This is a genomic window from Acinetobacter sp. BD54 (genome assembly GCF_044778325.1).
GTDB lineage: Bacteria > Pseudomonadota > Gammaproteobacteria > Pseudomonadales > Moraxellaceae > Acinetobacter > Acinetobacter baumannii.
The window spans coordinates 118533-139676 of sequence record NZ_JANJEP010000007.1; the positions used below are offsets into that span (position 1 = coordinate 118533).

Below are 21144 nucleotides of genomic sequence, written 5' to 3' on the forward strand. Positions count from 1 at the left end.
AAGCTTCATCAAACGCAAAGTAAGTTTACAGTTCGATAGGCTCAGATGATTGCCAACGAAGTCAGATCAGTTATACTAAAGCTGTCTCTGGGATGTTCGCCAGCCGGTCTGATTCCCCTGAGCCGATATCATCTCTTTAGGATGGTGTTCTGCATATTTAGAGCGTATGCCTACCCCGAGTAGGAAACCCAGCAAGTATGCGTCACCTCCACCTTGAACTTTAGGGTTCAAGGGTAACGACATGCAGCGGCATCTTCGGAGCATTTATTTTTAAATAAATACCTATAAATTCAAATTTTATTTTCAAATTAAAACACCTAGACAGACCTGTCAGTATATTTTTTTATTCTCTTAACTAATTAGTTGTTCTTAAAAATTAAATACTTATTATTTTTTAATTATCATTCATTTCTACGTAAACATTCCTCATACCATCCTGCTTGAAAATCTTCAATTGCTTGGCGTTTAAAGAAACTTGTCTTAAATACTTTGGCAGCATAAGCTGAGCTAATTAAGTCTTGATAAAGCTGCTTGGCTTCTTCATCTGCTAACCCATCGGCAATTTGTTGTAAATCTTGTGCTGGTACTTTTTGCTGTCGTGCTTCCATCACGTTATAAGCAACCTTTTTTACGATATTACAAATATCTGGGTCAGCTGTACTTTCATTAGCATAGCAACCGGTGGCAATAAAACTTAATAATAATATTTTAAATTTCATATCCCTATCCTATTATTCATCTTCCGTTCTTAAAAAAGTAATAGATGAGAAGACCTATTCCTTTCAAAATGTTCATGCAGGATTAATTACATAAAAATAAATGATCATGACCACAAGCAAGATGGAAGCAAGTGTTAAATAGGTGCCGACTGTATTAAAACTCTGTAAAAATTTTAAGATCTGCATTTCAAATCCAGAGAAAAGTTTAAGTAATTAACAGAAGAAATTTAGCACAACTAAATAATGCCAATCAATTCACACTTTTAATTTTTTATCGTGATTTAATTCAAATATTATTCATTACATTTTATCCCCAAAGTCCCTTTATAGTAGTCAGTTGCACTTTTCAAATCTGACAATAATTTTTCTTCAGTGTACGGTTTTGGTGAAACTTCTATCAGTGCAGGCATGTATTGTTTTTTATACACATCAGGATAGTCATGACATAAAATTTTAACTTTAACTTCTTGAGGGATATTTGGATTATCTAACTGATCTAAAAATTCACCAATTTTTCGGTCCGACTCTTCAAATTGAGCTTTATAATCAATTTGAGGTGCCTCAGATTCTGCCTGTTTCGTACATCCGCTGAGCAATGCCACCCATAACATCATTGTTAAAAATTTTAACTTCATAGATTTCACATTTTCATATTCATCCTTAAATATACTTATCCTGATTAAATGTAAATAAATACTGTAAATACGTAAAAAAGAAAAAATTATATGTAGATAGCTTCTCCTAACAACAAAACTATTTTTACTTGGTCTAATACATTAGAAGACTGCTTTTTAATAATTTTTAAATTTCGGTGAAACCATAGAAAAGTAGGTATAATTTTGCTCGACTGTCCGCAAATCTTTGTTAGATTTCTCCATGAATGAATTAAGTTTTATTAGAAAAAATTTAAGATCTAGAAGACGAGCTTTAACCCAATTTGAGCAAAAACAGGCTCAGCTTAATGTTTTACATTACCTAAATCACCTTCCTATTTTTCATTCATCAAAAAAAATCGGTTTATATCTGCATGCTTTTGGTGAAATCCATACCGATCTTCTTATCAAATTATGTTTTAAAAAGAACAAACAAGTTTATTTACCCATGATTTGTTCGATGAACCAACATTTAGTATGGGTAAAAATAAATAAAAACCAATATTTAAGTCGTCGTTTTTCTCATCACCCATTAGGAATGAAAGAACCTATGGCGACTCGCGGAAAACATGTATCACAGCTTGATTTGCTACTTATGCCACTTTTAGCTTGCGATCACTATGGGACACGTATTGGTATGGGTGGTGGTTATTATGATCGTACATTAGCAAGTGCTAAGCATAAACCTTACCGTTTAGGATTGGCACATCAATTTCAATTTATTGAATACACTTTAGAACGTCAAAGTTGGGATCAACCATTAGATGGTTTACTGACTCCACAGCACTTTTATTATTTTAAAAGATGATTTTTATATAAAATTTATAAAATCTCCAATATATCCTTTTACTTTTTTAGCTCCTTAAAAACGAAAAAGTAACCACCCTAAGGATGGTTACTTTGCCGTGACAGACCGTTTTACCAACTTATATTAACACGTCTATTTGGCGCTAAACATTGAATAAGTTGTGAACTATTGTTATCACTACACTGCTTGTATATGTCGGTCTGGCTATTCGCCTGTATTTGTATACGGCTTGCATCAACACCTTGTTGTACCAGTAACTTGGCAACCGTATTCGCTCGTTTAGATGATAACTCTTGGTTATAACTAAACTTACCCAATGGGTCTGTGAATCCAGAAACAATAATTGGAGTTATTGTTGGACTTTTCTTAATTTGCTCAGCAATTTTCACAACGCTATTAGTACCTTCTTCAATCGCACTCGCATCAAATCGGTCAAAAGCAAATAGGACACTCGCTATACGATCTGCAATCACAGTGCTATGTGCTGGTGCCTGATTATTTTCTCCCAAAACAACTAAACCTTCACACGCTTCACCCTTCCAAGATAAACGTTCTGCTAAATAGTGCTTATCAAAATCAATACGCAACTGGCAACGCTGGTACTGGTGTGTGTTGGGAACACGGATATCTAGCACATAGTTCCAAACTTTTACTACAAAAAGCCCTTCACTAAATTGTGGGTTTCCTAATAAAGTTCGAATTTGATCTTTATTTAGTCCTGTATCTAAACGAGCAATATCTTGGTATTCATAACGTTTTACTTGTTTCAAATAACTCTTTTCAATCGCTGGAAAATGAATTTCCTGTGGCTGAGCCTGTTCATTTGCATAAGTTGTGACTGCGAAACCAGCAAAAGCTGCTACGACTAAGCTTTGGATTGTTTTGTTCATCTCTATAATCTCTTTAATCTGTCGAGCAAGGAGAGCATTGCCCTCCCAACCAGTTTCTTAATTAATCACACCACTAATACCAACGCGGACGCTTGGCTCACCTTGAGAAGCAGCTGCCACACCACCTGTAATTGACCAACGGCCATTGTCAGAGGTTTTGCGTAAGGTCACACCGACTGCGTTCTCACCACCATGATATGCAGCACCAACAGCATAGGTATATTTACCTGCTACAAACGGCGCATTTTCTAAGGCCATGGCAGCGGCAATACCTGCATTAGCTTTTTTCTCAACGTCATCAATACGTTTATTGGTGTCATAGAACACTTGTTGTAACTGATCACCCAGATTGGTAATTTTGTTACCCAATTCTTGGTTCGACTGGTTTAAGGTCCCAATCGCATCATTAATATTGTTCTTACCTGTACCACCAATATTGTTGGTTGTAATTGAGCCATCTTTAGGATCAATCGTAGTATTTCCACCAATACTGTTTTTGATGCTTTCTGAAATTTTATGGATTTGACCACCATTTACAGCTTGGTTCGAACCAGCTTTAATCTCACCATCTTTAATACCTTGAACAACACGATCACCCTCTTTACCAGCCATATTAATGCTAGTACCACCAGTATCTTTACCGACCGTGATTTCACCATTTGGTTTTTGCTGTTGAACTAACCCAGCTTTACCATTAGAAATGTTATCGATGTTATTCTGAATATTCTTAATATCATTCGAGTTCTTATCGACTTGATTTTGAACATTCCATAATTGTCCACCATTCACGGCATCTTTAGAGCCTTCAGCAACTTTACCATCCGCTACATTTTTCAGATTGGTACCTTTTTCTCCACCACCTAAAGTGACTGAGTTCTTGTCGACATTGCCATTTTTATCTTTGTCATACTGCACAGCATGATCAGAAAGCTTGCCAATATCTTTACCAATTTGATCTTTAACTTCGTTAATTTTCTTATCTAATTGGCCTTTGTTCACCGCATCTTTTGCATTAATACCGTCTGCAACATTGGTAATTTGTTTACCACCTGCATTAATACCATTCACTGTGATGCTTGGCCCACCCTTGATGATTAGACCTTGTTGATTTAAGACATGGCCCCCGACATTCACGCTATCGAACTTCACATCTTTTAACATCTCAATTTTGACACCATCTTCTGTGGTACGGGTAATGATGTTCTCGCCACTAGTTTTATCTTCAGCAGTTTTTGCGTCCGCACCACCTACAATATTGATAGTGTCACCAAGCTTACGGTGAACTGCTTTGCCTTGGGTTGTTTTCTGGTCATTCGCACCAAAATTTAGCCCTTTTTGAGTCAAGTCATTTACACCATTAGTGACTTTTTCATCTACAGACTTAATTGCGTCATTGATGTTGTTTTTACCTGTTCCGCCAATGTTATTGGTCATCAGACTACCATCCGGGTTTACAACGGTATTTCCACCAATACTGTTTTTGATGCTATTAGAGATATGGTGAACCTGAGCGCCATTTACAGCATCTTTAGAATTTTGTGCAATTACACCATTAGCCACATCAGTAATTTTCTTACCGCCGGCATTGATGCCTTCTTTGGTAATGCTTGGACCTTCTTTAATAGTCAAACCATTATTATTAAGTACGCTGTCACCTGTGGTTACACTATTTAATGTCAGATCTTTTTTAGTCGACACTTCGTAGTTAGTGCTGCCATCTTTATTAACAGTTTCTTTTACAACAATGTTGTCGCCTTCAGTTACAGTAGTCTTCGCTTTCGTAGCTGTATTTTTTACTTCACTAATCGCATCATTGATGTTGTTTTTACCCGTTCCACCAATGTTATTGGTCGTCAGACTACCATCAGGGTTTACAACGGTATTTCCACCAATACTGTTTTTAATACTGTTAGAAATCTTGTGAATCTGACTGCCGTTTACTGCTTCTTTTGAAGTCGATGAGATGTGGCCTGCTTTCACATTATCTAAAACCGTACCGTCTTTACCTTTTAAGGTAACTTTATCTTTGGTCTTGGCATCATCGTATTTCACCGCAGCATCATCGGTTGCATTTTGCTTGGCAGCAAGATTGTCCAACTGACTCTTATTCACTGCATCTTTAGCATTGATACCATCAGCCACATTGGTAATCTGTTTGCCACCAGCATTAATGCCATCTTTGGTAATGCTTGGACCTTCTTTAATAGTCAAACCATTCGTATTTAAGGTGGTGTTGCCAGTAGTGACGCTATCAAACTTTGAGTCTTTTAACAGTTCAATCTGAATACCATCTTTGGTAGTACGGGTAATAACGTTCTCACCGCTGGTCTTAGCCGCCGGAGTTGACGCAGCTGCGCCACCTATAATATTGAGCTTCTCACCAAGCTTACGGTGGACATCTGCTCCGCTATTGCCAGCAAAGTTCAAGCCTTTGTTTTCAAGCTCGGTCTTGGTGCTGTCAATTTTGCTATTCAGCTCAGTCTTGGTGTTACCAATCGTGTTATTTAACTCAGTTTTAGTGTCGTTAATCTGAGTTGTGAGCTGATCCTTGGTATTATTTAACTTGGTGTTGGTATCAGTAATCTGGTTACCAAGATCTTTCCTGGCATCATTTAGATTCTTGTTGGTATCCGCGATCTGATTACCTAAATCTTTTTTCGCATCATTTAATTGATTATTCGTGTCAGTGATTCTGCCATTTAAGTTCTCTTTGACTTTGGTGAGCTGATCAACATTTACTGCATCTTTGGCATTGATACCATCAGCTACATTGGTAATCTGTTTGCTACCAGCATTAATGCCCTGTTTGGTAATGCTTGGACCTTCTTTAATCGTCAAACCATTCGTATTTAATGTGGTGTTGCCAGTAGTAACACTGTCAAACTTCGAGTCTTTTAACAGTTCAATCTGAATACCATCTTGAGTAGTACGGGTAATGACATTTTCACCACTTGTTTTTGAAGCTGGTGTTGAAGCAACTGCACCACCTACAATATTAAGCTTCTCACCAAGCTTACGGTGGACATCTGCTCCGCTATTGCCAGCAAAGTTCAAGCCTTTGTTTTCAAGCTCAGTCTTGGTGCTGTCAATTTTGCTATTCAGCTCAGTCTTGGTGCTGTCAATTTTGCTATTCAGCTCAGTCTTGGTGTTACCAATCGTGTTGTTTAACTCAGTTTTAGTATCGTTAATCTGAGTTGTTAACTGATCTTTAGTGGTATTTAACTTAGTGTGGGTATCAGCAATCTGGTCACCAAGGTCTTTCTTGGCATCATTCAGATTCTTGTTCGTATCAGCGATCTGATTACCTAGATTCGTTTTTGTATCATCTAACTTCTGATTCAGGTTAGTAATATTCTGGGTATTCTTACCAATATTGCTCGTATTTTGATTAACACGACTATCAACATTTTTAAGCTGGCGTACTGTTACTGCATCTGAGTCAGCTGAGCCATCTTCTACATTGGTAATACGGCGTTCTTTTCCAGCCGACCCAACAGAAATCACACCATTAGATTGAGAAGCATCACGATTAGTCAGGAAAGAAGTTTCTGTTGCTTCTGTCGCTACAGCATCTTGGCCTAAAGCAACACTATTTTTGGCTTCTACTTTACTGCGTGCGCCTAAAGCAACACCACCTTCAACTAATGACTGAGCACCTTGGCCAACTGCAACTGCATTTTCTTGATCGGCAATTGCACCGCCACCAATCGCTGCAGCATTTTTACCCGTGGCTTTAGCACCACCACCTACAGCAGCAGCATTTTCATTTGTAGCCTCAGCTCCTTTACCAATTGCCGCTGAGTTATCACCTGTTGCCTGCGCACCACTACCAATTGCTGCAGAACTGTTCCCAGTCGCTTTTGCTCCTTCACCCGGTTTATTACCAGAGCCAATTGCTGTTGAATTTGTACCCGATGCCAATGAGTTAATACCCATTGCCGATGCGCCATCACCTGTTGCTTGTGCAACAGCACCGAATGCAGCGGCGCCTTTACCCGAAGCATTTGACATGACGCCAAAAGCAGAAGAAGCATCACCAGTTGCTTTAGAAGTCATACCAAACGCAGAAGAAAACGCTCCTGTACCTACAGCTTGAACCCCAACAGCAGTTGAACCATGATTCGCTTCGGTTGTTGGATATTTACCTGCCTGTAAAGTACCACCAGTAATTTCCGTATAGGTATTACTTAATTCCGTATCACGTGCAATTTTATCAACGTCATCGCCACCAATCGCAACTGATGAATTTCCTTTTGCAATCACGTCGGCACCAATTGCTACTGACTGGTCCCCAATTGCTTTCGTCTGATCACCAATCGCAACAGATTGATTACTATTGACTCCTTCGGCACCTTGAGTCGATGCATTACGACCTATAGCAACATCCCCACGTCCTACAGTTTGGCTACTACTTCCCATTGCAATAGCACCAGAACCTATTGCCTGTGCACTACCACCAATCGCCATTGCCTCACGACCAGCAGCAGAAGCATTTACCCCTACAGCAATAGCATTACGACCAGTCGCACCATCATTTTCAAAGTTACCACCTTGCTGACCATTGTCATTAATACTGACATAATGGGTACGAGCAGCTTTTAACTGACGCACAGTTGCAGCATCAGAATCTGCTGCACCATCTGCTACGTTTTGAATACGGCGTTCCGTTCCAATATCTCCGATTGACAAAACACCTGTTGGTGCTGATTGTTTAGTCAAGAAACTTTCACCAGTTGCTTGCCTGGCTTTTGAATCTTTACCTAAAGCAATACTGTTTTCCGCTTCAGAACGGGCACCTTTACCAATTGCTACGCCGCCTTCAAAGCTAGCTTCTGCTTGGTCCCCAATAACAACTGCATTATCTTTTTGTGCCTTTGCACCGGTACCAATTGCGACAGACTTTTTACCTTTAGACTCTGAAAATGCACCAATTGCTAAAGCATTTTCTTCAGTAGCAACCGCACCTCCACCAAATGCAATCGAGTCTTTACCCGTTGCTTCAGTAGCCATTTTTGGTTGATAAGCAGCGCCTGCCTGCCCAGCAACAGGATCAGCATTTTCAATATCTGGTGAGCCAATCGCAATTGAACGGTAACCTTCTGCAGTGGCTGAATGCCCTATGGCTAAAGAACCTTTACCCGTCGCAGCAGCAACATTACCAATAGCTTGTGAGAAGTCGGCTGTCGCTGCAGATTGACGACCAACTGCAAGAGCAGTATTTCCAGAAGATAAAGCACCCGTACCAATTGCCACACCTGAAATACCTTGAGTCGTCGCATAAGAACCTATTGCTGTTCCTAGGCCTTTCTCAACTACAGCCCCCGTACCAACACTGATTGCTCCGCCTTGTTTCATTGCGCCAGCATAAGCACCGGTAGAATTATTATATGGATTATTACGATTTGCGATGTTAGAGCCAGTTCGGTCTTGAGTTTGTGCCCCGCAGCCAATAGCAATATCTTTTTGATTAGCCGTATTAGCGTTTCCTTCACGACATGAAGTTGTACCAGAAATGGATGTTCCTTGGCCTATTCCCCCTTCGGTATTTGTCCCAGCAAAAGCATTTGGAGCAAAACAAATTACACCCGATAAAACTGCCGCTGATACATTTAAAGTTTTTGATTTAGTCTTTGTTTTACTTTTTGCAATTTCAGAAGTTGCAACCCATGCTCCAATCGAAGCATTCCAAATGACCTTGTAAACTTTATTCATAAAACTTCTCAGACAAATACCGAACTCAACGACCAATAAAAATGTACAAATACATTTTTAAAATTTTTGGCCCCAAAAAAAGAGGCGGCATCCTAATTGAATAAATTTAAAGGGTAAATATAAAACCGAAACAATGATAAGAAAATTTGTGATTTTAATCACAAAATATATTTTTATAATTAATTTTAAGTTTTTGAATTGATTTAATAAAATTTAAATTATAAATATTGTGTGTTGTTTTTGTTAATAATAAGTAACTTTATTTTAAAATAGAATAATAACTCTAAATAAATGTTTATTTTTTATCAAATTAATTAAATATAAATATTTTAAAAAATCAATTTTACTTCAAAAAAATAGAATATTAGCTTTAAAAAATAATATCTAATTTTATTTAAAATATATTATAAAAATACAGGTGTATATTATAAATTATAGTGTGATTATTCTAATATCAGACAAATGATATAAATAATTAATATTTAAATATAATTAATAAAAATATGTATTTTAAAATTAAAACTAAACAAATAATTTTACTTACAAACAAGTCTTGCTCCAGTAAGAGAAGAAGAATTATTAAGTAAAAATGAGTAGCCGCTCTACAAAATTTTATTCTTCTTAAGAATTAATCTATTGATTCATAACATTTTTAAAAAAAAGTTGACTAAATTAGTCCTTTTTTCAACATTTTCTATTGTCATGCCCTTGTAATTTTTAAAATACACATCACTATAAAAAACATGGCAACCTCGTTGTCACTCATTAGGAGTGCCCATGTCTGAACTTATTATGAATGAAAAAACTGACTTAGAGCCTCAGGTTCCAAGTGTATTACCACTATTAGCCTTACGTGATGTGGTGGTTTATCCACACATGCAGATTGCGCTATTTGTGGGTCGTGAAAAATCGATCAATGCAGTTGATGTGGCTCGTAACAGTGACAATTTAGTATTTGTAGTTGCGCAAAAAGATTCGCTTACAGAAGAAATTGATCACGACAATTTATACCAGTACGGTACAGTCGCTAAGATTGTACAAGTAGTTAATCATGAAAATGATGAAAACTGCATTAAAGTACTTATTGAAGGCTTACATCGTTCTAAGTTGAAAAAAATTATCGATGAAGATAGTTATTTGACTGCCGAACATGAATTAAGTCCAATGACGATTAATGTAGATAAGGCAACGCAAGAAACTCGTTTACAAGAGTTACGTAACTTATTTGCTCAATATGCAGAAGCAAAATTACGTAATGCACGTGAACTGGTTGCTGCTGCCAACAAAATCGAAGACTTATTGCAATTGATGTTCTTCGTAGCAACTCGTGTGCCTCTAAATATTGAAATTAAGCAGAAATTTTTAGAGTACGATGAGTTTGAAGCTCATTTGCAAGAGTTGATGAACTACTTGATGAATCAATCTGCTGAACAGCAAATTGAGCAAACTTTACATGACAGCGTTAAACGCCAAATGGAAAAGAACCAACGTGAATACTTTCTAAATGAAAAAATGAAAGTCATTCAACGTGAACTTTCCGACATGAATGGCGGTGCTGAAGATGACGTTGCTGAAATTGAGAAACGTCTTGCTGAAGCTGATTTACCTGAACACGTACGTAAAAAAGCCGAAGCTGAGTTCCGTAAACTTAAAGCAATGCAGCCTGCATCTAGTGAAGCTGCTGTGGTACGTAACTATCTAGAAGTGATTCTAGATACGCCATGGAACAAAGCGAGCAAAGTCAGTATTAACCTGAACAAAGCGCAAGAGATTCTTGATGCCGATCATTATGGTCTTGATGACGTTAAAGATCGTATTGTTGAATACTTAGCTGTTCAATCACGTGTGAAAAAACTCAAAGGCCCTATCCTTTGCTTGGTTGGACCTCCAGGGGTTGGTAAAACTTCACTCGGTGAATCAGTAGCGAAAGCAACAGGTCGTGAATTTGTTCGCATGGCGCTTGGTGGCGTACGTGATGAAGCAGAAATTCGTGGACACCGTCGTACTTATATTGGTGCGATGCCAGGTAAAATCGTGCAGTCTTTAACAAAAGTTGGTGTGAAGAACCCATTGTTCTTACTCGACGAAATTGACAAGATGGCACAAGACTACCGTGGTGATCCTGCTTCTGCTTTGCTTGAAGTGCTTGATCCATCACAAAACAGTAAGTTCAACGATCACTATTTAGATCTTGATCTTGACCTTTCTGAAGTGATGTTCATCTGTACTGCAAACAGCATGAATATTCCAGAAGCCTTGTTGGACCGTATGGAAGTTATTCGTCTACCGGGTTATACCGAAGATGAAAAAGTTAACATTGCTGAGCGTTACCTTGTTCCTAAAGCAATTAAGAACAATGGCCTACGTCCAAAAGAGTTAACTATTCATGAAGAAGCGATTCGTGACATTGTTCAACGCTATACACGTGAAGCTGGCGTACGTAATTTAGAACGTGAAGTTTCTAAAATTGCACGTAAAGTCGTAAAAGAAGCAGTAAGTAAAAAATCTAAAAACTTACAGCTTGACGTTACCTCTGCCAATCTTCCTGAATACCTAGGTCCCCATAAATTTGACTTTGGTATGGCCGAAGATGAAGCACAAGTAGGCCGTGTAAATGGCTTGGCATGGACTTCTGTAGGTGGTGAATTGCTTACTATTGAAGTTGCAGCGGTTAAAGGTAAAGGTAAATTCATTACAACTGGTTCACTCGGTGATGTAATGAAAGAATCAATTACCACAGCAATGACTGTAGTACGCACACGTGCCGATGAACTTGGAATTGAAGCATCTCGCTTTGAAGAAACTGATGTACACGTTCACTTACCTGAAGGTGCAACTCCAAAAGATGGTCCATCTGCTGGTTTAGCATTAACAACTGCACTTGTATCAGCATTTACTGGAATTGCGATTCGACCAGATATTGCAATGACAGGTGAAACAAGTCTAGGTGGTCGTGCGATGCGTATCGGTGGCTTGAAAGAGAAACTTCTTGCTGCACATCGTGGTGGAATCAAGCTCGTCTTTATTCCTCAAGATAACGTTCGTGATTTGGCAGAAATTCCAGACAATGTGAAAGAAGGATTAGAAATCAAAGCTGTGAAAAGCATTGATGAAATCTTACCTTTAGCATTAACTTCGATGCCAAAGCCTTTACCTAAAACACCGATTGTAAAACCGGTGGAAGGCTCAAAAGCAGCGCGTCACTAATTCACATATAAAAAGAGAGGGCTTCGGCTCTCTTTTTTTTGTTACACAATTTGATTGAAAAATATCCAACCATCCTCATAATAAGAAGTAAGAGTAATTAATTCTATTATTTGCTCTTGTCTATCTTATGTCACAGATAGCCTTGTTTTTATTCTCTATGATCATCTGAACTCCAGACAGATGATCATTTGATCGCAGTCCAACACCGTTTTTTGGACTGCGTTTTTTATGCCCACTTACTCCCCCGCAGTTAACCTCTCCTCAGGTATAATGTGCCAGCTGTTTTGACTGAATAGACAACATGAAAATTCGTATTCTGACCATTGGTCAAAAAATGCCTGCTTGGGTACTTACTGGTTTTGAAGATTATTTCAAACGCATCCAGCCTTTTGTTCAAACTCAAGTTATTGAACTCCCAATGGCAAAACGCGGTAAAAATGATTCAGAAGCAGATATTTTAAAATACTGCCAAATCGAGGGTGAAAGTATTTTAAATGCCTTAAAACCTAATGAGACCCTTATTGCTTTAGAAGTTGGCGGACGCGAGCTCAGCACAGAAAAACTAGCAGACACCATGAAACAATGGATGCTTGAAGGTAATGATGTGGCACTCGCTATTGGTGGCCCAGATGGCTTGTCAGATCAGGTACGTAAAGCCGCTGCTTGGCACTGGTCACTTTCAAAACTTACCATGCCGCACCCTTTAGTACGTATTTTATTAATCGAGCAACTTTACCGAGCGATGAGTATTAATCATAACCATCCTTACCACCGTGCATAAAAAGAACAAACGTTTCATTTTAAGAACAATCCGTTGAAATCAGGATACTTTTAACATGTCCTGATTTTGGCATAATGACTATTATTTTGCTTTTCAACTCAGGTGTAATGAAATGGAACTACAAACCCTTCCCGGACTGTTTATTTCACATGGTTCGCCCATGCTTGCACTTGATCCAGAACAAGTGGGTCCTGCCTTACATCGTCTTAGTGTAAATCTGCCTACTCCAAAGGCAATCATAGTGATGTCTGCTCACTGGGAAAGTAAAGCACTCGAAGTAAGTAGTTCGACTCGTCCGGAAACTTGGCATGACTTCCGTGGTTTCCCGCCAGAGTTGTATGAAATTCGCTATAGTGCCCCCGGTCAACCCGAACTTGCAGAAGAAATTTTGAAGTTGTTAGCAGATGCTCATTTTGTCGCACATGCCAATAGCACTCGCCCTCGTGACCACGGCGTATGGATGCCTCTTTTACATATGTATCCAGAAGCAGACATTCCTGTCGTTGAAATTTCTTTACCAATGGGCTTAACTGCACAGGAAATTTATCGGATTGGCCAAACGCTGGCACCTTTACGTGAAAAACAAATCTTATTGATTGGCTCTGGAAGTATTACTCATAATCTTGCTGAACTGTCTTGGCAAGGTGACAATTCAAAAGTACCTGAATGGGCTTCAACTTTTAGAAATACAGTGGTCAGTAAGTTGAGTCATCAAGACTATGATGGTGTACTGGAGTGGCAAACCCTGCCGTTTGTGCAACGTAATCATCCTTCACTTGAGCATTTTGCACCTTTGTTTTTCGCTATGGGTACGGGACATCGTTTTACGATTGTTCATAGTAGCTTCACAATGGGCTCACTAGGTATGGATATATACCGCTTTGATTAATTTTTGGAAAATACCCCGTTTTGCGGGGTATACCACTATTTTTGTTGAAAATTAGAATAATTTACAAACTTATACATTTTAAAAACCGAAACAATCAAATGTTTACATTTTCTTTTTTTAAGAATGTTTTAAGCTTAGTGCTGTTGTTTTTTTACTTGAAGTTTTTTTAAATGAAAATTAAATATTTAATTCTTGCGTTATTACCTTTTTCTTTGATGGCGTGTCAAACAGTTTCAAACACTCAAGCTCCAATTGTATCTGAGCAACAACAAAATTTGGCTACTACTTTAAGTGAATATGCTTGGACTTATCAAAATGTAAAAGCATCTAAGCCACTTATTCTTAACTTTAATGCAGACGGTAAATTAGCAATTAATACTGGCTGTAATGGCCAAGGCGGGACTTGGAAAGTTGAAGGCAACCAACTTGTAACTTCTCCACTTGCATCAACAATGATGGCTTGCCAAGACGATTTAATGAAACAAGAACAATTGTCTAATAGCATCTTTAGTGAAGCGAAATTGCCAATCGAAATTAGTAATAACAATGGTCAGGTAATCTTAAGCGTGACAGATAAAGCAGGTCAAAAGCATATTTTCCAAGGCGAAAAAGCAACTAATACTCAAGCTTTAACTGATTATTCATGGTCATACCAACCTGAAAATACTAAAAAGCCGATTGTTCTTAACTTTACAAACGACCGTTTATCAATTGATACAGGTTGTAACCGCCAAGGTACCACTTGGAAAGTTGAAAACAATACGATTGTAACGACTGATGTCATGTCAACTATGATGGCTTGTGAACCTGCTTTAATGAAACAGGAACAATTCTCTAGCAGCCTCTTCCAAAAACGTGCGATTCCATTTGAACTCAATACAACAAATGTTGATCAACCAACATTGACAGTAACTGACGCTCAAGGCCAGAAATATACTTTCACAGGTAAAATGACACCTGAAGCAAAATACCAGTCTGAAGGTAAAACTGTTTTCCTTGAAGTAGCACCAGAAACTAAATCTTGCACAGGTGTTGCACCACAAACTTGTATGCAAGTTCGTGAAGTTAAATATGATGACAAAGGTGTAAAAACTTATGCTGACAAAAATTGGTCATTATATTACGGTCAAATCGAAGGTTTTGAACACAATCCAAACCAACGCGTAATCTTACGTGTAAAACGTTTTGAAGTGAAAAATCCTGCAGCAGATCAATCTAGCCAAGCAGATGTGTTAGATATGGTTGTAGAGCAAGAACTCGTTAAAAAGCCTAAAAAATAAGTTTTAGACTAAAAAAATCCGATGCTTTTGCATCGGATTTTTTTATTTCTATATTTTAATAGATACCTTGTGCAAGCATCGCATCAGCAACTTTTACAAAGCCAGCAATATTGGCACCATCTACATAATTCACAGTACCATCTTCTTTAGTACCGTATCTAACACAGTTGGCATGAATATCTTTCATAATTGCATGTAAGCGTTCATCGACTTCAGCATGTGTCCAGCCTAAACGAATCGCATTTTGAGACATTTCTAAACCAGACGTTGCCACCCCACCTGCATTAGAAGCTTTACCAGGCGCATACAAAATCTTAGCTTCAATAAAATGCTCAACAGCTTCAAGTGTAGATGGCATATTAGCGCCTTCAGCCACACAAATTACCCCATTAGCGATGAGCGTTTTGGCATCTTCGCCAGTTAATTCATTTTGTGTTGCACATGGTAAGGCAATATCTACAGGAATATGCCAAGGTGTCTTCCCTTCAAAATATTCAAAGCCATGCTTAGAAGCAAATTCTGAAATACGGCCACGCTTGATATTTTTGAGTTCCATAACTTCAGCAAGCAACTCATCTGTAAAACCATTTTTTAAATAAACGGTACCATTTGAGTCCGATAGCGTAACCACTTTTGCACCTAAGAACATTGCTTTTTCAGCAGCATACTGCGCAACGTTACCAGAACCAGATATCGAAACAGTTTTACCAGCAAAAGACTGCCCACGTGTTTTTAGCATTTCTTCTGCAAAATAAACTGTACCGTAGCCTGTTGCTTCAGGGCGCATTAAGCTACCGCCAAATGAAATTCCTTTACCTGTAAACACACATGCCGTGTCATTACTGAGCTTTTTCATCATGCCAGCCATATAACCAACTTCACGTGCCCCCACGCCAATATCCCCAGCTGGAATATCCGTATTGGGTCCTAAATGGCGATAAAGCTCAATGATTAATGCCTGGCAGAAGCGCATAATTTCAGCATCAGATTTACCTTTAGGATCAAAATCTGAACCACCTTTCCCCCCACCCATTGGTAAAGTCGTCAGTGAGTTTTTAAAAGTCTGCTCAAAACCTAAAAATTTTAAAATTGATAGATTGACCGATGGATGGAAACGCATTCCACCTTTGAATGGACCAATTGCTGAATTGTATTGAACGCGAAAAGCACGGTTAACTTGAGTCTGGCCTTGATCATCCATCCATGAAACGCGAAATTGGATCACACGTTCTGGTTCCACCAAACGTTCTAGCAACCCCTGCTCGGCATATTCTGGATTTTTTTCAATAAATGGCCACAAACTCGTCATTACTTCTTCGACAGCTTGTAAGAACTCAGGTTGATGCGGATCACGCGCTTGCACGTAATTCAGGAATTCATTCAGGTTGTTATATTTCAATGCACGGTCCTCAGCATAGTAATGAATTAAATTGGTGCAATACATTTTAAAATGCATCATTTAGCAGCAAAATATTAAATCCCTTTCCATCAATTTTAACAATAGTTATTTTAAATTATTTTATTTTTCTTAATTATCATAAACTTATTTTTAGAAAAACTGTCTAACAATCAATAATAGTCATTTATCTTTTCACTTTTATTGATCTATTATTGTGCAATATTGGCGACATTTTAGGTCAATCAAAAAGCCAATAAATTCGTTAAAATCCATTGACCTTACTTAGGTTTTTCTTCATTATCGCATCGTTTTAAGCAAGCTATTTTCCTCTATGAATCCATCTATTTCTCTCATACGCGAGATTGATGCGTTATTACCACAAACACAATGTGGTCTGTGTGGGCACCGTGACGGCTGTCTACCTTACGCAAAGTCCATTGCTGAAGGTGAAGAAGCAAATAAATGTGTTCCTGGTGGACAGCCAGTGGCCGATGCACTGGCACAATTATTAAATCGCCCATTGTTACCTGCTGAAACGAGTGTCTGGCCTGTACAGGCGGATGGACGCCCACAACGTATGAAGGCAATTATTCGCGAAGATGAATGCATCGGATGTACAAAATGTATTAATGCCTGCCCAGTAGATGCCATTATTGGTAGTGGTAAGCTCATGCATACAATTTTGACTGACCTATGCACAGGTTGTGAGTTATGTATTCCACCCTGCCCAGTTGACTGTATTGATCTAGTCGAAGACACTCAAGCATTGCCAAGCGAACAGCAACGCATTGCGGAACAAAATGATTTACGACAACGTTATTACGCGCATATTCAACGTGAAGAAAAACGCCGTATTCACCGTAAAGGCCCTGTTGTACGTGCTGAAATAGATACCCAGCTGTTTGCACAGTTCTCTCAAGCACTTGATGATTTACCTTCAATTGAGCTCATCGAGAAGCCAAAAGAAGCGATTGTAAACGATGCAAAAACCACAATTGAATTAGCGAAAATTCGTACACAAATTAAAAAGTTGGAAAAGCAGCTCAGTGTTCGAGAAGATGCCAAAAAGCGTCTTCAACTTGATGAACTACAACAGCAACTCATTCAATTACAGGAGGTCTGAATGGCTGTCAAAAATATGACGAAAAAGCAGATTCAAATTTTCTTTGAACGCCTTCGTGAACAAAGACCTTCTCCACAGACCGAATTAAAGTATTCATCACCATTTGAATTGCTCATTGCCGTTATGTTATCGGCGCAAGCAACCGACGTTAGTGTCAACAAAGCAACTGATAAGCTCTATCCTGTTGCGAACACCGCTGAAAAAATCTATAACTTAGGCGTAGACGGGTTAAAAGAGTACATTAAAACGATTGGTCTTTATAACGCAAAAGCCGAAAATGTTATCAAGACCTGTAAGATTTTAATGGAGCAGTTTAACGGTGAAGTTCCAAGTAACCGAAAAGATTTGGAAGCTTTGCCAGGTGTAGGCCGCAAAACAGCTAATGTGGTTTTAAATACTGCATTCGGTCAACCGACTATGGCTGTCGATACTCATATTTTCCGTGTTGGAAATCGGACGGGCTTAGCAATAGGTAAAAATGTTCTGGAAGTTGAACATCGCCTAGTAAAAGTCATTCCTAAAGAATTTATTTTAGATGCACATCACTGGCTGATATTACATGGTCGTTACTGCTGTATTGCCCGTAAACCAAAATGTTCAGAGTGTGTGGTTGCTGATGTATGCAACTGGCCGGACCGCTTTGAGTTTGGTGCTCAAAAACAAATTGCGGTTAAAAATATTGAGGCAGAATAAAAGTTGGGTATAGCTTATACCCAATTTGGTTACTTTAAACGCTTTTGCTGTTTTCTTTCTTCTTTCGCTTGTTTTTGTACTTTTCTCAGCATTTTGTAGCTTTGATACAGTAAAAATAACAATAGTGCCAGACTCAGCAATACCACCAAAATCAAAATGATTTTCAAATCATTCTCCTGCACTTAATGAAAGAAAAGAGCCCTCACAAAGAGGGCTCGGTATTACAAATAATATTAAATTATTTGTCTAAGATGTTGAACAAATCTTTTTGTACATCTTCAATTGTACGCAAGCCATCAAGCTTGTCATAAGTTGGCGCATTTTCACCAGAAGCAGCACGACCTTGGTAGAAACCAACCAATTGTTCTGTTTCAGTGTGATAAGACGCTAAACGCTTACGGATTGTTTCTTCTTGGTCATCCGGACGTTGAACAAGATCTTCACCAGTTTCATCATCTTTACCTTCCACTTTAGGTGGATTGTATACAACGTGATAAACACGACCAGAAGCTGGATGCTGACGACGACCAGAAAGACGTTTTACGATTTCTTCATCAGGCACATCAATTTCGATTACATGATCAATGCTGATCCCTTCTTTTTCCAAAGCTTCTGCTTGAGGAATAGTGCGTGGGAAGCCGTCGAAAATACAACCATTCACGCAGTCAGGTTGAGCAATACGTTCTTTTACTAAACCGATAATGAGTTCATCTGAAACTAAACCGCCAGATTCCATCACACTTTTAGCTTTTAAACCTAATTCAGTACCTTCACGAATTGCAGCACGGAGCATATCACCGGTTGAAATTTGTGGGATATTGTAGCGCTTACAGATCAACTGAGCCTGAGTACCTTTGCCTGCCCCAGGTGGTCCGAGTAAGATAATGCGCATAAAAAACATCCTCATTTAAAACAATGAATGTGAGGTCCGGCAGATTTAGTTTCATTGATCTTCAATAGATCCTGCCCGACTTCGAATTATAAGAAAGCCACAAACAAATGTATTGTACCAGCAATAAATCCGGTTACCCCACCTAGTACAATAAGAATCCACTCGTCCTCTTGAAATGCTGGACGTAACAAATTCTGAAACTCTTTTGGTGTTAGTTCACGAATACGCTCTTTAAACATTTGAAAAATCTTCTGTGCCCGGCTTGCATTTAGTGCAGGGTCACATACCGGTCCCATCGTAATTTCAATTGAACGATCAATCAAGTCCGTCTTTAACCTTGCATACTCTCTTGGGCCTAAAGAAAGCTGTAAAGATGTTCGAACAAGTGGAGTTTCCATGATTTCGTTAATATGACGTTTAACAATACGACGTGTTTTGTCCTTGCGTGAACCATACATCATTTCTGTCATAATTGATTTTAACGTAATCAGATCTTCTGTCACTACGCTTGAGAAGACTTCTGAAACTTCTTCTTGACGCTTCATGAAAGCCCCTTGAACATTATAAGTACCAATTCGTAAAACAGGTACAATCCAAGGGAACTTACGATCTTTTGTTAATCTAAATATTTGCGGATAACGAATGTAATGCGGTTCAATCGGGTTAAATACCATCCAGATTGCAATCCAGTTAGTTAAAAAGCCCCAAATAGACGCCCAAAACGGTACTGTCCAATGCCAAGGCACCACAAACCAGACCACCATTTGGAAAACACCAAAGAACATCCCGATTAGTGCACTAATATGCCAAATAAAGTTGATTTCTTTTTGTCCAACTTTTAAAAACATACGTACCATTAAACGGCGATCACCTTCCATTTGGCTCACCACCATTTCACGCATATCAACCAGTGACTCAACGTTCATAGTCAGCTCAGTCACTAATTCTCTGAGTACACCTGGTAATTGCTTATGCGCTTGAGCATAAATACGGCGTTTAATCGAATAAGGTAAATTTTCCCAAAGCACTGCATTACGATCGATCATCACTTCATCAATCAAATGCTCAAGTTCAAATCCGACTTGCTCACCAATAATACGCGCCATGTCTTCAGGGTCCATTGCCTCTAAAAACTCACGCAAAGAACCTAACTTGGATAAAGTATTATCGGTAATAATTCCAGAGATACGTCCAGCTTTACGTGGCACAATACCTTGCCAGCCGACTGGTAAAGGACCTAAATGAAATCCCCAAAACTTGATTGGGTAAAACACCATTTTTAAAGCCATCCACACATGTGCCCATGTGACAAAGGCAGTGACCGGAATGATACTCAAAACGGCCCAAAAATCAGGTCTGTGTAAAAAGGTCTGCCACAATCCGCTGACGTACTCTAACATGTAAGACTCTCGTATTTATTTGTGCTCTGCTTATGGCGAGTTAACGATAAACTGCTTTGTTTTATAAACCAAAACTTAGAGAATAAGAAAATTGAATTTGTGGTTTAGTATCTGCAGCAACATCACCATTCTGGTCCGTTAATTTTTCCGCTGCGCCGATACCCACACTAAACGTACTAATTCTTTCTGAATTCAACAATACATATGCCAAATCGACACCAGCACCTAAACGAGATTTATAATCTCCATCTACCGATTTGCTATCAAGATGTCCAGCATAAAAGCCAATATAGTAACCATTTTTATCTGTTCCAGTAAGGTAGTACGGATAGCGGAATCCGACTTGTCCTCCAGCAGTTTTATCGCCATTTAAAAATGCACCAACTTTTGCGTAAGCAATTCCATAAGGATTTACCCACTCACCATTGAGATGTAACAATTTTTGTGTAAAACCGGCGCCTACATTCCAGGTAGATGCTTTATGATCTGCTAATTTTGCTTCTGGAAGAAATGAGTAATCTTGAGCATGTGCCCAACTGCTTACTGTCAAAACTGCAAGTAAGGGATAAATTTTTCTCATTATTTTCTCCATTTTCCCTAATCGTATGGTGAGAACAACCCTATTCTATTGAATGAGAGACTTTAACAGAATTATTTTGCTTCTTATATACAAGACTCTACAATTTTGTTGTCTACAA

At 38.6% G+C, this 21144-nt stretch carries 17 protein-coding genes and 1 other RNA gene; 8 read left to right on the top strand and 10 right to left on the bottom strand.

Annotation, left to right across the window (positions count from 1 at the left end; translation table 11 throughout):
- Positions 1 to 81: 81 nt before the first annotated feature.
- A non-coding RNA gene (gene ssrS, locus NQ782_RS12920) (6S RNA) lies at positions 82 to 266 on the top strand.
- Between the two features lie 135 nt (positions 267 to 401).
- Here ssrS and NQ782_RS12925 read toward each other — a convergent pair.
- From NQ782_RS12925 to NQ782_RS12935, 3 genes are all read right to left on the bottom strand, one after another.
- Positions 402 to 719 carry a hypothetical protein gene (locus tag NQ782_RS12925; protein ID WP_000669359.1) on the bottom strand — a complete coding sequence of 106 codons (318 nt, stop codon included), beginning with the start codon at positions 717 to 719 and terminating at the stop codon, positions 402 to 404.
- Positions 720 to 791: 72 nt separating this feature from the next.
- Positions 792 to 905, bottom strand: coding sequence for a hypothetical protein (locus NQ782_RS12930; protein ID WP_001166305.1), 114 nt, complete (start codon positions 903 to 905; stop codon positions 792 to 794).
- 107 nt (positions 906 to 1012) lie between these two features.
- Positions 1013 to 1354 (bottom strand): hypothetical protein, encoded by a 342-nt coding sequence (locus NQ782_RS12935; RefSeq protein ID WP_057094438.1) that lies wholly within the window; start codon positions 1352 to 1354, stop codon positions 1013 to 1015.
- Positions 1355 to 1595: 241 nt separating this feature from the next.
- Between NQ782_RS12935 and NQ782_RS12940 the strand changes: the two genes are divergently transcribed.
- Positions 1596 to 2180: a 5-formyltetrahydrofolate cyclo-ligase gene (locus tag NQ782_RS12940; protein WP_057094159.1), complete on the top strand. Its 585-nt coding sequence runs from the start codon at positions 1596 to 1598 to the stop codon at positions 2178 to 2180.
- A gap of 110 nt (positions 2181 to 2290) precedes the next feature.
- Here the strand turns inward: NQ782_RS12940 and NQ782_RS12945 are convergent, their stop codons facing one another.
- Positions 2291 to 3070 (bottom strand): trimeric autotransporter adhesin/peptidogylcan-associated protein TpgA, encoded by a 780-nt coding sequence (locus NQ782_RS12945; RefSeq protein ID WP_001044109.1) that lies wholly within the window; start codon positions 3068 to 3070, stop codon positions 2291 to 2293.
- Between the two features lie 57 nt (positions 3071 to 3127).
- A complete protein-coding gene (ata, locus tag NQ782_RS12950) occupies positions 3128 to 8782 on the bottom strand; it encodes a trimeric autotransporter adhesin Ata (RefSeq protein ID WP_057094160.1) in 5655 nt (1884 codons plus the stop codon).
- 777 nt (positions 8783 to 9559) lie between these two features.
- Between ata and lon the strand changes: the two genes are divergently transcribed.
- The 4 genes from lon (at position 9560) to NQ782_RS12970 (ending at position 14939) form a co-directional block, all read left to right on the top strand.
- A complete protein-coding gene (gene lon / locus NQ782_RS12955; protein WP_001292274.1) occupies positions 9560 to 11989 on the top strand; it encodes an endopeptidase La in 2430 nt (809 codons plus the stop codon).
- Positions 11990 to 12290: 301 nt separating this feature from the next.
- Complete coding sequence (gene rlmH / locus NQ782_RS12960) at positions 12291 to 12770, top strand: 23S rRNA (pseudouridine(1915)-N(3))-methyltransferase RlmH (protein WP_000702193.1); 480 nt, start codon at positions 12291 to 12293, stop codon at positions 12768 to 12770.
- A 112-nt stretch (positions 12771 to 12882) separates the two neighbouring features.
- Positions 12883 to 13659 carry a dioxygenase gene (locus tag NQ782_RS12965; RefSeq protein WP_031379498.1) on the top strand — a complete coding sequence of 259 codons (777 nt, stop codon included), beginning with the start codon at positions 12883 to 12885 and terminating at the stop codon, positions 13657 to 13659.
- A 170-nt stretch (positions 13660 to 13829) separates the two neighbouring features.
- Positions 13830 to 14939 (top strand): META and DUF4377 domain-containing protein, encoded by a 1110-nt coding sequence (locus NQ782_RS12970; protein WP_057094558.1) that lies wholly within the window; start codon positions 13830 to 13832, stop codon positions 14937 to 14939.
- Between the two features lie 55 nt (positions 14940 to 14994).
- Here NQ782_RS12970 and gdhA read toward each other — a convergent pair whose 3' ends face one another.
- Positions 14995 to 16398, bottom strand: a complete 1404-nt coding sequence (gene gdhA, locus NQ782_RS12975) for an NADP-specific glutamate dehydrogenase (RefSeq protein ID WP_086231091.1) — start codon at positions 16396 to 16398, stop codon at positions 14995 to 14997.
- 271 nt (positions 16399 to 16669) lie between these two features.
- On the opposite strand from gdhA, the gene NQ782_RS12980 reads away from it, so the two are divergent.
- Both NQ782_RS12980 and nth read left to right on the top strand, forming a co-directional pair.
- A complete protein-coding gene (locus tag NQ782_RS12980) occupies positions 16670 to 17461 on the top strand; it encodes an RnfABCDGE type electron transport complex subunit B (protein ID WP_001069883.1) in 792 nt (263 codons plus the stop codon).
- Positions 17462 to 18154 carry an endonuclease III gene (nth, locus tag NQ782_RS12985; RefSeq protein WP_000279329.1) on the top strand — a complete coding sequence of 231 codons (693 nt, stop codon included), beginning with the start codon at positions 17462 to 17464 and terminating at the stop codon, positions 18152 to 18154. It begins immediately after the preceding gene.
- A 29-nt stretch (positions 18155 to 18183) separates the two neighbouring features.
- Here nth and NQ782_RS12990 read toward each other — a convergent pair whose 3' ends face one another.
- The 4 genes from NQ782_RS12990 to NQ782_RS13005 all read right to left on the bottom strand — a co-directional run bounded on the left by NQ782_RS12990 (position 18184) and on the right by NQ782_RS13005 (position 21026).
- Positions 18184 to 18321 carry a hypothetical protein gene (locus NQ782_RS12990; RefSeq protein ID WP_000691574.1) on the bottom strand — a complete coding sequence of 46 codons (138 nt, stop codon included), beginning with the start codon at positions 18319 to 18321 and terminating at the stop codon, positions 18184 to 18186.
- A gap of 71 nt (positions 18322 to 18392) precedes the next feature.
- Entirely contained in the window at positions 18393 to 19046 is a 654-nt protein-coding gene (gene adk / locus NQ782_RS12995) for an adenylate kinase (protein ID WP_001220244.1), read from the bottom strand.
- A gap of 86 nt (positions 19047 to 19132) precedes the next feature.
- Positions 19133 to 20446: a membrane protein gene (locus NQ782_RS13000; RefSeq protein ID WP_000895449.1), complete on the bottom strand. Its 1314-nt coding sequence runs from the start codon at positions 20444 to 20446 to the stop codon at positions 19133 to 19135.
- A gap of 61 nt (positions 20447 to 20507) precedes the next feature.
- The gene (locus NQ782_RS13005; RefSeq protein WP_001227325.1) at positions 20508 to 21026 is read right to left on the bottom strand and encodes a hypothetical protein; all 519 of its coding nucleotides are present in this window, start codon (positions 21024 to 21026) and stop codon (positions 20508 to 20510) included.
- Between the last annotated feature and the right edge of the window lie 118 nt (positions 21027 to 21144).

What these genes read in the sequence shown, in the direction of transcription:
- NQ782_RS12925 (WP_000669359.1), bottom strand. Translation starts at nt 719, where the DNA reads ATGAAATTTAAAATATTATTATTAAGTTTTATTGCCACCGGTTGCTAT.
- lon (WP_001292274.1), top strand. Translation starts at nt 9,560, where the DNA reads ATGTCTGAACTTATTATGAATGAAAAAACTGACTTAGAGCCTCAGGTT.
- nth (WP_000279329.1), top strand. Translation starts at nt 17,462, where the DNA reads ATGGCTGTCAAAAATATGACGAAAAAGCAGATTCAAATTTTCTTTGAA.
- NQ782_RS13005 (WP_001227325.1), bottom strand. Translation starts at nt 21,026, where the DNA reads ATGAGAAAAATTTATCCCTTACTTGCAGTTTTGACAGTAAGCAGTTGG.
- NQ782_RS12965 (WP_031379498.1), top strand. Translation starts at nt 12,883, where the DNA reads ATGGAACTACAAACCCTTCCCGGACTGTTTATTTCACATGGTTCGCCC.
- NQ782_RS12930 (WP_001166305.1), bottom strand. Translation starts at nt 905, where the DNA reads ATGCAGATCTTAAAATTTTTACAGAGTTTTAATACAGTCGGCACCTAT.
- rlmH (WP_000702193.1), top strand. Translation starts at nt 12,291, where the DNA reads ATGAAAATTCGTATTCTGACCATTGGTCAAAAAATGCCTGCTTGGGTA.
- adk (WP_001220244.1), bottom strand. Translation starts at nt 19,046, where the DNA reads ATGCGCATTATCTTACTCGGACCACCTGGGGCAGGCAAAGGTACTCAG.
- NQ782_RS12940 (WP_057094159.1), top strand. Translation starts at nt 1,596, where the DNA reads ATGAATGAATTAAGTTTTATTAGAAAAAATTTAAGATCTAGAAGACGA.
- gdhA (WP_086231091.1), bottom strand. Translation starts at nt 16,398, where the DNA reads ATGATGCATTTTAAAATGTATTGCACCAATTTAATTCATTACTATGCT.
- NQ782_RS13000 (WP_000895449.1), bottom strand. Translation starts at nt 20,446, where the DNA reads ATGTTAGAGTACGTCAGCGGATTGTGGCAGACCTTTTTACACAGACCT.
- NQ782_RS12945 (WP_001044109.1), bottom strand. Translation starts at nt 3,070, where the DNA reads ATGAACAAAACAATCCAAAGCTTAGTCGTAGCAGCTTTTGCTGGTTTC.
- NQ782_RS12935 (WP_057094438.1), bottom strand. Translation starts at nt 1,354, where the DNA reads ATGAAGTTAAAATTTTTAACAATGATGTTATGGGTGGCATTGCTCAGC.
- NQ782_RS12970 (WP_057094558.1), top strand. Translation starts at nt 13,830, where the DNA reads ATGAAAATTAAATATTTAATTCTTGCGTTATTACCTTTTTCTTTGATG.
- NQ782_RS12980 (WP_001069883.1), top strand. Translation starts at nt 16,670, where the DNA reads ATGAATCCATCTATTTCTCTCATACGCGAGATTGATGCGTTATTACCA.
- ata (WP_057094160.1), bottom strand. Translation starts at nt 8,782, where the DNA reads ATGAATAAAGTTTACAAGGTCATTTGGAATGCTTCGATTGGAGCATGG.